The sequence below is a fragment of the Chloroflexus sp. MS-G genome, assembly GCF_000735195.1.
GTDB lineage: Bacteria > Chloroflexota > Chloroflexia > Chloroflexales > Chloroflexaceae > Chloroflexus.
Genome location: NZ_JPIM01000127.1, coordinates 1 through 12,217, shown reverse-complemented (window position 1 = coordinate 12,217; position 12,217 = coordinate 1). Strand labels below are relative to the sequence as shown.

The 12,217-nt window shown below is 56.4% G+C and carries 14 protein-coding genes; 12 read left to right on the top strand and 2 right to left on the bottom strand.

The window, feature by feature from the left end; genetic code table 11:
- From JE47_RS20705 to JE47_RS0117265, 10 genes are all read left to right on the top strand, one after another.
- Positions 1–226 (top strand): hypothetical protein (locus tag JE47_RS20705; RefSeq protein WP_236631285.1); only part of this gene is annotated, 226 nt, incomplete at its 5' end.
- Positions 216–2,228 carry a hypothetical protein gene (locus JE47_RS0117305; protein WP_031460959.1) on the top strand — a complete coding sequence of 671 codons (2,013 nt, stop codon included), beginning with the start codon at positions 216–218 and terminating at the stop codon, positions 2,226–2,228. The genes JE47_RS20705 and JE47_RS0117305, both read left to right, overlap by 11 nt.
- Before the next feature lie 377 nt (positions 2,229–2,605).
- Positions 2,606–3,424 carry an FAD-binding domain-containing protein gene (locus JE47_RS0117300; protein ID WP_031460958.1) on the top strand — a complete coding sequence of 273 codons (819 nt, stop codon included), beginning with the start codon at positions 2,606–2,608 and terminating at the stop codon, positions 3,422–3,424.
- A complete protein-coding gene (locus JE47_RS0117295; RefSeq protein WP_031460957.1) occupies positions 3,421–3,891 on the top strand; it encodes a hypothetical protein in 471 nt (156 codons plus the stop codon). Before JE47_RS0117300 ends, JE47_RS0117295 begins: the two co-directional genes overlap by 4 nt.
- A 3-nt stretch (positions 3,892–3,894) precedes the next feature.
- Positions 3,895–4,665: an SDR family NAD(P)-dependent oxidoreductase gene (locus JE47_RS0117290; RefSeq protein WP_031460956.1), complete on the top strand. Its 771-nt coding sequence runs from the start codon at positions 3,895–3,897 to the stop codon at positions 4,663–4,665.
- Between the two features lie 13 nt (positions 4,666–4,678).
- On the top strand, positions 4,679–4,942 hold the full coding sequence (gene moaD, locus JE47_RS0117285) for a molybdopterin converting factor subunit 1 (protein WP_031460955.1): 264 nt from the start codon (positions 4,679–4,681) through the stop codon (positions 4,940–4,942).
- Positions 4,939–5,352 (top strand): molybdenum cofactor biosynthesis protein MoaE, encoded by a 414-nt coding sequence (locus JE47_RS0117280; RefSeq protein ID WP_028458040.1) that lies wholly within the window; start codon positions 4,939–4,941, stop codon positions 5,350–5,352. Before moaD ends, JE47_RS0117280 begins: the two co-directional genes overlap by 4 nt.
- A gap of 65 nt (positions 5,353–5,417) precedes the next feature.
- Entirely contained in the window at positions 5,418–6,254 is an 837-nt protein-coding gene (gene mutM, locus JE47_RS0117275) for a bifunctional DNA-formamidopyrimidine glycosylase/DNA-(apurinic or apyrimidinic site) lyase (protein WP_031460954.1), read from the top strand.
- Positions 6,255–6,339: 85 nt separating this feature from the next.
- Positions 6,340–6,981, top strand: coding sequence for a response regulator (locus tag JE47_RS0117270; RefSeq protein ID WP_031460953.1), 642 nt, complete (start codon positions 6,340–6,342; stop codon positions 6,979–6,981).
- Positions 6,982–7,509: 528 nt separating this feature from the next.
- Positions 7,510–8,067 (top strand): HD domain-containing protein, encoded by a 558-nt coding sequence (locus tag JE47_RS0117265; protein WP_031460952.1) that lies wholly within the window; start codon positions 7,510–7,512, stop codon positions 8,065–8,067.
- A gap of 129 nt (positions 8,068–8,196) precedes the next feature.
- Here JE47_RS0117265 and JE47_RS0117260 read toward each other — a convergent pair whose 3' ends face one another.
- On the bottom strand, positions 8,197–9,321 hold the full coding sequence (locus tag JE47_RS0117260; RefSeq protein WP_031460951.1) for a trans-sulfuration enzyme family protein: 1,125 nt from the start codon (positions 9,319–9,321) through the stop codon (positions 8,197–8,199).
- Between the two features lie 183 nt (positions 9,322–9,504).
- Between JE47_RS0117260 and JE47_RS0117255 the strand changes: the two genes are divergently transcribed.
- A complete protein-coding gene (locus JE47_RS0117255; protein ID WP_031460950.1) occupies positions 9,505–10,686 on the top strand; it encodes a glycosyltransferase family 4 protein in 1,182 nt (393 codons plus the stop codon).
- 275 nt (positions 10,687–10,961) lie between these two features.
- Positions 10,962–11,716 (top strand): IS5 family transposase gene (locus tag JE47_RS20700; RefSeq protein ID WP_442856926.1). Its coding sequence is split into 2 segments (ribosomal slippage): positions 10,962–11,256 and positions 11,256–11,716, totalling 756 coding nucleotides; the frame shifts between segments, so codons are not numbered across the junction.
- Positions 11,717–11,980: 264 nt separating this feature from the next.
- On the opposite strand, the gene JE47_RS0117245 is transcribed toward JE47_RS20700, so the two are convergent.
- On the bottom strand, positions 11,981–12,217 hold a 237-nt coding region (locus JE47_RS0117245), incomplete at its 5' end, for a zinc ribbon domain-containing protein (RefSeq protein WP_031460949.1).

The following is a 12,217-nucleotide window of genomic DNA, read 5'->3' as shown; positions in this document are numbered from 1 at the left end:
GCTCCCAGACAGTGGAGGGAACTCTATGCCGGATCGGGAAAACGATGCGCTGATCGACCGACAGGCGAACGCAATCCGAATTGCATTGCAGCGGATCGTCCTGTTGCGCGAAACCGGACCAAAGAGTGCAGCCTGGCAACGGGCACGAATCAAGACGATGTGGCGATTACGGCAGCAACTGCTGGCAGATACCACACCGCGCCAGGTCGACGAGCATGATAGGTAACGATTTGGTACACTGGTTAACCAACGCCGGAAATGTGGCGTACAGTTTTGCACTGGCGCTAACCCCAGATGAACGGACAGCCCAGCGTCTGCTGCAACAGTGGGTGCGCACACTCCGCGAACAGCCACCTGCGGTCTGGCGTGACGACGAGCTGATTACTCGTCTCTACCGGCTCGCACTCAGCAAGTACGCCGATCAACCACGTGAGCGCCGTCCGGCGCCACCAACCGCATCGATCCTGGGGCCTCTACGTACACTGCCACTTGATCAGCGGATGGCAGTGCTGGCGTACAGTTTACTCAGCGCCGATTATGCCCGACTCGCCGCAATGTTGAACACTAGTGTTGACGCCGCACTGGAGATATTTAAACAAGCGATCACGGCATTGGCACCTACCCTCGGTCACCATCTCACGCAGCAAATCCAGAGTGACGTGTGCGTCACTGTCCGGCAGGCGCTGATCAACCCGACCCAGCACCTTCAACTGTTCGAGACCGTCCGTCGCCATCTCAGTATCTGTACGCACTGTCGGCTCTTTGATCGCGAATGGCAGGCGGTAACGCACGAGTTGACAGCGACCCTGCGCCGAATACGGGATAATCAACCATTGCCGACGCGATTGCTGAATCGTTTGCTGAAAAGTGCCACTGCGCCACGGCAACGTCTTACGCAATGGTCACTGATGATACCGCCAATCGTGCTGATCGTCCTGATCCTGACCCTCATCTTGCCGGGCCTGCTCCGTACACCTTTTACCGTGGTGACAACAGGAGCAACAGAACCCGGCATAACTGCCGGGGAACTGGTTGTTCGTGCGCTGGCCCATGGCGGCCTCCCCGCCCCAGAAGGCCCTCCCATCTGGTACGCTCGCTATCAAACCATCTGGTATTTTAACAATCGCACCATCGCCCCACTCTTCGCTGAAATCTGGCACGACCGCGATAATTCGGCCCGTCATCGCTTACAACTGCGCCACATTGAGGGTGGTGCGCCCTACGAGTTCCAGTTGGGCGATGGGACACGCCGTTTCTACTACGCGCTTGACGGCTCGTATGCACCAACGTTATACGGCGATCTCCCCATCCGTGCAGCACCGAATGAGCCGGAGTTAGTGATGAGTCTGTTGTCTCCTGAACAACAGCAAGCTGCCTTTCTCGCCCGTCTCCAGACCGGGCCATGGGCAATTGTGCCGATGTACCTGCGCCAGGCGGCAGAGGCTCCGGATCTGCGCTTGCTGGGCCAACAGCGTATTGGTAATCGCCTGGCCTACATTGTCAGCTTTCGCGGTATCAGTCCCCTTGACCTGCCTCCCGAAACCGCCGAGTCGGTACTGGTTTTGATGGCGATTAGCGGTCAAGACGGCCATGTCTTGAGTATCACTGAACTGGTCGGCCCATCAGGCAGTACCCAGACGAGTCGGGTAGTCTGGCGGCTGGCCGAGTTCAACTGGCTGGTTAGCAGTGAACAGATTCGCGATGCGTTCACTTTCGAGCGAGCGTGGAACGGAAGAGCTGAAACTGAAGGATTGGCGCCCCAACCACTCGTTGATCCGGGCTGGCCGCTGCTACGAGCGAACATCATTGAACCGGCGCAGCTTGCTCATGTATCGGAGCAATTCGTCCTGCCGGCAACGCTTCCGGTCGGTATTGAACAGGCAGTGTTGTTACGGTTGCGTGGCTCTACGATCAACGGTGTGCTGTATACGGGGTCCAACAAACGCCTGATCCTGACCTTCGACCGAGTACCCGATATTGATTCCGCAGTGCCCGCTGAAGTGATCGACCGCTGGCAGGTACGGATCGAACCGGTACGCGGTCAGCGTTATCGGGTAGCAATTGAACCAGATTCTGCCCCTGGCACCGCCGGTATACGCATGGCACTTGATGCACAGGGCTTCACCATTGATGAACTTCGAGCAATAATCGCCTCGTTACAGCCGGTCTATCAGATTGATCTCACCACGCAACAGGCATTTTTCGTCCCGACCGTTACAGTGCGTTAGTGGTTAGAACCTACCTGAAATATCCTCTCGTAGAAGAAGATCGGTCGCAGCGCAGCGGCGCTGTGCCCGTCCATCGAGATGCGCTCGCGGGGAAAAGGTATCGTCTGTCCTCACCATGTGCCTTCCCCGTTTGTTCGTCGCGCAACTCATGGTATACTCGAAAAGAGCAATGATCTCAACCTGAACACTCATCGCAGAGACGCGAAACGTGCAGAACGAGTTATGTCGCGTCATAGCTGTTGGAGTTCAGGTTTTACACCAGAATGTCTGTGGTGAATGATTGAAACGAGCGTCCCGCGACCGACAGCAGGACAATGCACGGTGCTCTAATCGGTGGTAGAGCAGACTTGTTGGCCGCAGCAGCGTGACTGAAATTCATGCAACTCCGTACCGATTTACAAACCCGTGAAGAACAGGCGGCGTATCTGGCGGAAGCACTTGCCGGTCTTTTCGAGGGGGCCGCTCAGCCGTCTCCCATTCGTGGTGGACGACGAGCTGCGCTCCGTCGGTTACGTGCGTTTAACGTTCAGCACTACGCCCGCACACGTAACGATGTGGTGCAGCGTGGGGTTTCCCTGCTCTCACCGTACATTCGCCACGGCGTCCTGACGCTAGCCGAAGTACGCGACTCGATCCTGAGTCGGTTTGGTCACACCCCTGATACGGAAAAGTTTGTCAATGAGCTGGCCTGGCGGGCGTTTTGGCAACTCGTGTACGCTCACCTCGGTGATCGAATTCATCAGGATATTGAGCCGGCCAAATATCGGACTCGTGTCCCGCGTCGTCTTCTCCCGCCAGAGGTGATGTCGGCCACAACCGGCCTGGTGTGCATCGACGAGTCACTGCGCGAACTGTACACAACCGGTTACATGCACAACCATGCCCGCATGTGGGTGGCTGCGTATCTGCAACACTGGCTAGGTGTAGATTGGCGCGAGGGCGCCGATCTCTTTTACCGCCATCTGCTCGACGGCGATCCGGCCTCGAACAGCCTGTCATGGCAATGGGTGGGCAGCACCTTTAGCCACAAACCGTACATCTTCAATCGTCAAAATGTAGAACGCTTCAGTGCCGGAACCTATTGTGCGCGTTGTCCACTGGCTCACAACGGCAGTTGTCCGTTCGATGACAGTTACGAGAATCTGGCCTGGCGGCTGTTTGGGGTATCACTAGCAGAACTGGAGGGACGACGATGAACGGGGTGATTGTCTGGCTGCACGGTGATAGCCTTAGCCCGACCGATCCGGCATTGCTGGCGAATCCCGGCGCGCCTGCCATATTTATCTTCGACGAGCCATTTCTGGCAGCGGCTCAGTTGAGCTTCAAGCGGCTCTTTTTTCTTTACGAATGTGCACTTGAAGCAATTGCCGGTAGAAATGGCAGCATCCGTCGTGGAGTCGTGGTTGATGAAGTGCGAGCATTTGCCGCCGAGCATCAGGCTTCAACCGTTCACGTGACCGACAGTGTTGCACCGCGTTTTCAGCAGTATGTAGCTGAACTACAGACCACCGGCCTACAGGTCGTTATTCATCATCCACCGACGTTCGTCTCTTGGCGTGGAGAACCGCCCCGTCGTTTCAGTGCCTTCTGGCGGCGCGTAGCGGAAGAAGCTCTCCGACCGGGAAGTACAGGGCCGGAGCTGCCGTCAGAAGAGGTGGAGTGATCTATGAAATTTCAGGGGAAAGTTGCTATCGTAACCGGCGGCGCCCAGGGCATTGGGCGGGCGACCGCACTGGCGCTCGCCCGTGAAGGGGCCAGTGTGGTGATCGCCGACCGTGATGAGGAAACTACGACAGCGTTAGTCACCGGTATCAATGACTGGGGAGGGCGGGCGCTGGCAGTGATCGCCGATGTCAGCAACGAGGCCGATGCCGCCCGGATTGCCAATGAAACGGTGTTGGCCTTCGGTGGCATCGATCTGTTGGTAAACAACGCCGGCATTCAACAACCGGGTACGATTGAAAGTACGACATTGCAGCTCTGGAACGAGATTATTGCGGTCAATCTTACCGGCGTCTTTCTCGTCTCACGCTTCGTCATGCCCGAATTGCGGCGACGGGGTGGCGGCGCGATTGTCAATGTTGCATCGGTTTACGGCTTGCGGGCTGAACCAGGCTGGGCAGCCTATTCGGCTTCCAAAGGCGGTGTGATTGCGCTGACCCGTGCAATGGCAATTGACGGCGCAGCCGACGGGATTCGGGTTAATTGTGTGTGTCCGGGTTTGATCGACACCTCATTACTACGCGCCAATGCGGCGCTGATCAATGCCCAACGTCCAGATGAGGCATTGCGTGCCTTTGCCCGCCGCGTACCGCTCGGTCGGCTAGGTACACCAGAGGAGATTGCCAATATTATTCTCTGTTTGCTCAGCCCAACTGCCGAGTATCTCACCGGCGCCGTCATTACTGCCGACGGTGGATTTGAGGCCCGCTTGTAAGCAGGAGATGTCTATGATCACCGTTACCGTGCGCTTCTTTGCCGGTCACCGCGACATTGTCGGGCGTGCCGAGGCACAGTATACGCTAACCGAGGGCACAACGCTGGGTCAGTTGTGGGAACAGTTAATAGCCGAATACCCACGGCTGGCTGGCTACACCGGTAGGCTGCTGTTCGCCGTGAATCAGCAGTTTGCGCAGCCAGCAACTGTGTTGAGCGATGGCGATGAAGTCGCTTTCATCCCGCCTGTCAGTGGCGGACGGAGTGATGACGTATGATTGAACCATTTGTAATTACAACCGAACCCCTTGATCCGGCGCCATTGGTGGCGGCAGTACAAACACCAGATGATGGCGCTGTAGTAACGTTCAGCGGTGTCGTGCGAAACCAATTCGGTGGCCGTCCGACAGCATTTCTGGTCTATGAAGCCTATGCCGAAATGGCCGTACCGGTGCTCCGCCAGATCGCCGATGAAGCACGGGCACGCTGGCCTATCGGGCGCGTGTGTGTACATCATCGGGTAGGGCGATTGGAAATCGGCGAGACCGCAGTCTTGGTAGTCGTTGCCGCGCCGCACCGCGATGCAGCCTTCGCTGCCGCCGCCTACATCATGGATCGGATCAAGGAAATTGCGCCAATCTGGAAGCAGGAACACTGGGCCGATGGAACCGCCGAGTGGCGTGAGTAATTGCCGTTTTTCGACAAAATACAACTAGCTCAGACGTATCTTCCTCGGAGTTGAACACTTATACTATGCCGGAACTACCTGAAGTCGAGACTGTCGCCCGTTCCCTTGTACCACAGCTTCAGGGCCGTATCATTGTGAGTTTGGCCAAACTCGACTGGCCGAAAATGATCACGCCGCCTCCTGCCGAATTTACTGCACTGATCACTGGCCGACGGATCGAGACTGTCGGACGGCGAGCGAAGTGGCTTCTTCTCACCCTTGATCGTGGATGGACAATGGCAATCCATCTGCGTATGTCAGGGCACTTGCTGGTTACCGAACCGACTGCGGCTCATGAACCGCACGTGCATTTCGCCCTCGAACTTGATAATGGTCGTTGCCTGATCTTCAACGATCAACGCAAATTTGGGCGAGTTCATCTCCTTGATCAGCAGGGGCTGGCGGCGCTTGATCGATCCCATGGCCCAGAGCCACTGACAGATGATTTCACACCGGACACCCTGGCTCAACAACTGCAACACCGACGCGCACCAATTAAAACCTTACTTCTCGATCAGCACCTGATCGCCGGAATTGGTAACATCTACGCCAATGAAGCCCTCTGGCTTGCCGGTATCCATCCGCTGACACCAGGTGCGGCGCTCTCGCCAGAGCAGATCAACCACCTGCATCGCGCCATTCGTGTCGTTCTCCAGGAAGCAATTGCCAACCAGGGCAGCTCATTACGCAATTATCGCGATAGTTACGGCCAACGCGGCTCGCAACAAGAACATTTTAACGTCTATGACCGGGCAGGTGAACCTTGCCCATGTTGTCAGACCCTGATCGAGCGGATCGTTATCGCTCAGCGTAGCACCTACTTTTGCCCGGTATGTCAGCAAGGTATGCAACCGGCGCCATGATTATGTACAATACGTCTATGTTGAACAGCAATGTAGCACCAGATTGATAATCTCTCTGGTGCACAACATACACTGGAGCAATCACGTGCACGAACCAATCCTGCTGGTAGAAGACGATCCCGTCATCCAGTTATCCCTAACCACCATACTGCGACGCGATGGCTATACCATCGATACTGCCCGTAATCTTGCTGAGGCACGCCAACTGATCGCTTCACGGCGACCACGGATTATCTTGCTTGATCTCGGTCTGCCAGACGGAAGTGGCTTTGAGCTCCTGAAATGGCTGACCACCGAACCGGATCGACCATTGATCATTGTTACCACGGCGAATGACACACCACAATCCATCCTCCACGCCATAACCCTCGGTGCGTTTGATTATCTGACCAAACCCATCAATAATGACATCCTTCGCCACACCATACAGCGTGCGTTGAACTATGATCGGCTTCGGCAACAGGCGCGAAATTATGAAGAATTACAGAGTGAAGTTCAACAAACACGACAGGTCTTTCGTGATATGGCTCATCATATCAGCCAGGTCTTGACAGTTATTATGGGTGAAGCGCAACTGGTTCACGCAGAGATTACCGATCCGACACTGCGCGAGAGTCTCAACCGCATTGTCCGCATGGCCGAGGATGCAGCACAGACCCTCTCGGCGCTCCGTGCATTGCGTCTCTTGGGGGCACAAGAAAGCAATAGTGAATTGTCATATGAATAATTATCGATTATCTATGTTGTTTTTGGATAAATACCGATCACATCTACCCTTGATCCGCAGGGAAAGTGAGGACCAGCGACTATACTTCGTGCCGATACGTATCGGCAATGAAGGTGCGTACCTTGAAAGAGCACCATACGCTATAGCAGCAACGCTACTCCCTTGCCCGCCAGGAGTTTTTCGAGTTGTCGTCGTTTGGAAAGATGAAGGCTTCTTGCCGGCGCATAAATTGAGAACTACCGGTAAAGAACGCTATCCAAATGCACAAAACGCCCCTCGACCAACACGGTGGACTGGGTACGCGAGCCGCTGGCCCGCAGGGACGAGCATCATCCGTAAGCCGCCAGGAATGCGGCTGCACACCATCATTGAAACAGGAAGCGGTACATATCTGTACACACGGCAACCTGGTTGGGGACCTGACCCGTTCATTTCATTCCTCCCCTCGTCGTTGCCACTTTCGGGTCGGGATATAATGTTGAAAACCCCTTATAGCGTGCATGCGATTCAACCTTGAAAGAAAACTCCATGGAACCCTCTGCGCTGAGTGGCCTGATTCCACGTTTGTTGTCTTTAAAACTTCTGCCGCGCACCGGCTGGTTGCAACGCGGAGTACGTGATGTCGAGAGTATTGCTGATCACTCGTTTAGCGTGGCCGTACTCTGTCTTTTGATTGGCGATCAGATTGAAGGAATTGATCGCGGACGACTCCTCGCGATTGCGCTATTGCATGACCTGGCCGAGTCGCTGTTAGGTGATTTGCCGGCGTCGGCGACTCGTCTGCTCGGTAGTGAAACCAAGCGCAAAGCCGAACGAGACGGTCTGAAGAGCCTGATCGGACACCTGGCACACGCTGATGAATATCTGGCACTGTGGGATGAATATGCCAACGGAACTTCCCCTGAAGCACGGCTGGTTAAGGCAATTGACCGACTGGAATTGATGGCGCAAGCGTTAGCCTACGAACGAACTGGTGTTCGTGGTCTTGATTCATTTTGGCCGGATCACGACGATTGGGCAGCAGAGTTTCCGCCTGTCGCTGCGCTGGCTTCTTATTTACGGGCTGAACGAAACCGGTTGGTCTGACGGCTGTTGGCCCGCGCTGTGCAGTGCACGGCAACCCATCGGTTGGCGCATCAGCACACCATCATCCCCCATGCTCCGCGCAGGTGAGGGGTGGTGAAGCCACTCCCCCTCTCATTTTTTTCTCTTCCCTTACAGCGGTGCTGCCTCACGCATCGCCGTATCGAGATCGTACCAGAGATCATCAACATCCTCGATCCCGACACTCAGCCGTAACAGTGATGGCGGCAGATGCTCTTGCCCTGCAACCGCCGCTCGCCGCTCCATGGTCGTCTCAACTGCTCCCAAACTGGTTGCGTGGCGGATCAGCCTAACACACCGACAAACCGCATCTGCGAACACCGCATCGCCTTTCAGATCAAACGAGATGATCGTACCGAAGCCCTTGAGCACGCGACGAGCAACCTGATATGTCGGATGGGAAGGTAAACCCGGATAACGTACATTGGCAACCAGCGGATGGGATTGCAGTCGTTGCGCAAGCTCCAGCGCATTACGCTGTGCTCGTTCTAAGCGCAATGCCAGCGTGCGCGCACCACGTATTGCCAGAAAGGCCTCTAAAGTACCAGGGGTCGCGCCATTCAATGTCCGCGACTGCCGCAGCTTTTGCCAGAGCTGCTCTTCACGAGTGGTAAGCACGCCAGCCAGAAGATCAGAATGCCCGCCGATAAATTTGGTAGCCGATTGTATCGCAACGGTTGCCCCGAACTCAAGTGGCTGCTGATTGAGCGGCGTAGCGAAGGTATTATCAACTGCAATAATGGCACCGGCTTTGCGCGGTGCAGCACAGATCGCCGGGAGATCGGCCACTGTCAACAACGGATTCGATGGCGACTCGAGCCAGATCAGATCGGCAACCGCACAGGCCTGCTGCCATGCTGCGGTATCGGTCAGCGGCAACCGCTGTACCGACCAACGACCACGGGTTGCGCCAGCCATCGCCAGCCCAACGACACCCTGATAGCAATCATCCGGCAAAACGACGTGCGCACCGACGGGCAACTGGTCGAACACGGCTGCTACGGCGGCCATACCGGAAGCAAATGCAAGTGCACGCCCACCTTCCAGACCACCCACAATCTCTTCGAGGGCTTCCCAGGTTGGGGTCGCGTCACTCCGCGCATACGAACGCTCTTGCCCGATGATGAAGTTTGAAGCAGGAATTGGCGGTACATTCAGTGGCTCACCGCTGGCAATCGTTCTACCGGCAGCCACTAACCATGACTCTGGTTTGAGATGGATAGGATGATTCGACATAGAAACCCTGTCAGCTTTGTGTGGAAATGGAGAACAACCTGCGAAACCTGGGTGATTATCGCACCAACAATTGGTACTGTCAATCGATCAGAGTGTCACAGGATCGGCAAAATCGGCTATCATAAGAGCAAACAATCGTATCATCAACATTCCCCCTCCTTTTGGAACTTTGAGGAGCTTGCTGTGCAGATCGTGATCAACGGCAGCTTTTGGTCTCAACCAACCGTAGGTATTGGTCAATACCTGCACAATCTGGCGCCCTGGCTGCATCGCCAGGCGCCTCAACACCGCTACGTGATGGTGCTACCAGGCAATTCGCCCACACTGGCTTTACCAGGCGGTGTTGAGCGGATAACCGTAACCATCGGCGGGCCACGCCAGATAGCAAAGGTTATCTTCGAGCAAATTGCCGTACCGCTGATCGCACAGCGACTGGCGCGAAACGGTGAGCCAACCGTGATCTTTGTGCCCTACTTTGCTCCACCATTGCGTGCGCGCCAACCAGTCGTAACAACCATCGGTGATCTGATTCCACTGCTCCTTCCGGCGTATCGTGGGAGCTGGTCGGTTCGGTTGTACATGGCGCTGGTGCGTCGGGCCGCACTGCGCAGCACGCACATATTAACCTTCTCGAAGTTCAGTCGTAATACAATCTTGAACTATCTTGCCGTCCCACCAGAACGGGTCACCGTAACCTATCTGGCCGCTGGTGAGCAGTTTCGCCCGGCTGCTGATATTGCTGCGGCCCAGAATCTGGTGGCAGCCCGCTACGGGGTAGCATCGCCGTTTATTTACTATGTAGGCGGCCTCGACGAACGCAAAAATCTCTCGACCCTGTTACGCGCTTTTGCCCTGGTACGTAGCCGCTACCCATACGTAACCCTGGCGATCGCCGGGCGAGCACTGGGACGCGATCCACGTCTCTTCCCGGACATCGATCAATTGATTGCCGACCTTGATCTCACGACGGCAGTACGGCGCATCGATGTGCCACCCGAGGATGGCCCGTTGCTCTACCAGGCGTGTACCATCTTTACCTATCCCTCGCGTTATGAAGGTTTCGGTTTACCGCCGCTGGAAGCGATGGCCTGCGGTGCACCGGTGATTGTCAGTGATGCGAGTTCGCTGCCCGAGGTCGTCGGTGCGGCTGCTATCCGGATTGCCCCCGACGACGTGGCAGGGTGGGCAGCAGCCATACAGCGCCTTTTAAGTGATGAGAGCTTGCGCGCCGACTTACGTATCCGTGGTCTGGAACAGGCTGCCGGTTTTTCGTACCAGCGCACCGCAACCCAGACCCTCGCCGTGTTTGAACAAGTCGCAAGTGCCTGTCGCGTTACGAAGCGAGAAGTGAGTGGAAAGAAGTGAGCGATAAGGCTTTGTAATGTTTCAGTGTTGGATTGCCGCTGATACCAACACGACGAACATCACCTACTTGCTGACGGCGTTTTCCGATCCGCAGCGTGTATATACATCGGAAACCAGCATACGTTGCATCAGCACGCTATCCGGCCAAATTGCTAATCGAAGAGAGTGTCTGAAATGTATCTGGTCGAGGGTTTTGATGTATCCTTGATGGTATGAACGAATAGAGCACACGAAAACCCTATCCTACCGACCTTACGGATGCAGAATGGCAACGGATTGCCCCCGCTCTGCCGGAACGGACGCCACGCCGAGGGCGACATCGCGTCTATGCGTACCGGGAGATGCTGAACGCCATCTTCGCTATCGTGCGCAGTGGGTGCACCTGGCGGATGCGTCCTGATGACGTGCCTCCTTGGCAGACCGTGTCTCATTCCGTTCGGTTCTGGCAACGGGATGGGACCTGGGTACGCATCCATGCGGCCCTCCGCACGGACGTGCGCGTTGCCGCAGGGCGGGAGGCAGCACCGAGCGCTGCGATTCTGGATAGCCAGTCGGTCACAACGACCGAAAACGGGGGCCGCGCGGGGCTGATGCTGGCAACAACCTCTACGGACGCACACGCCATCTGCTGGTGGATCCCGTGGGCGTGGTGGTGACGGTGGTGGTGCATGCCGCCGATATCCAAGACCGGGACGGGGCACGGTTGGTGGTGGACAACCTCCACGGGAAGCAGTCGCACGTGTGGGTGATGTGGGCCGATGGGGGCGATGCTGGCCAGGTGGTGGAATGGGTGCAGCACGTTGGTGGCTGGACCCTGGCCAGCAGCAAGCGTCCCGATGGGGTATCGCGCTTCCACGTGTTGCCGAGACTCTGGGTGGTGGAACGGACGGTTGCCTGGCTGGGGAGGTATCGTCGCTTGAGGAAGGACGACGACGCACACACCGCTACGAGCGAAGCGTTCATTTATGTCGCCATGATTCACGTTATGGTCAGACGGTTGGCCCGCATCCATATCAACGACTCTTCATAGAATTTTCAGACACTCTCTCAGAGCCTTGATTGCCGTACGACTAGTGCAATGCCTTGCTTTTCCAAACGTTGAAGGAATGTCAACACCGTCATGTGGGTGCACGGACCGCTGGCCCGCAGTGCGGAGCGGGAAACCATTGCCCGCCTTATCAGCACGCCATTTGGTGCAGGTATCCAACCTGTTCAGAGCTTTCCTAATTCCGCACGACTGGCCAGAGGAAAGAGGGAAGTGAAGGGAAAAGCCCAACCATCCCTTCTACTGCTATCAAGAAAGTGCGCAAAGGTGCGCACGGTTCTCTTCCTGCCCCGACGTGTCTTGATGACCACCGTCGTCTCTGACAGGCGTGACTTTCCCGGCTGCGGCGGGGACGGTCCCCGCCGCAGCGCCGCCATTACTGGTCGGACTCGCCACGGGTAGGGCAGTTTCGGTTGCCAGCCGTTTCAGGTTCCGCGCCGCATTGAGGTCACGGTCATGGTGCGCGCCACATTGCGCACACACCCA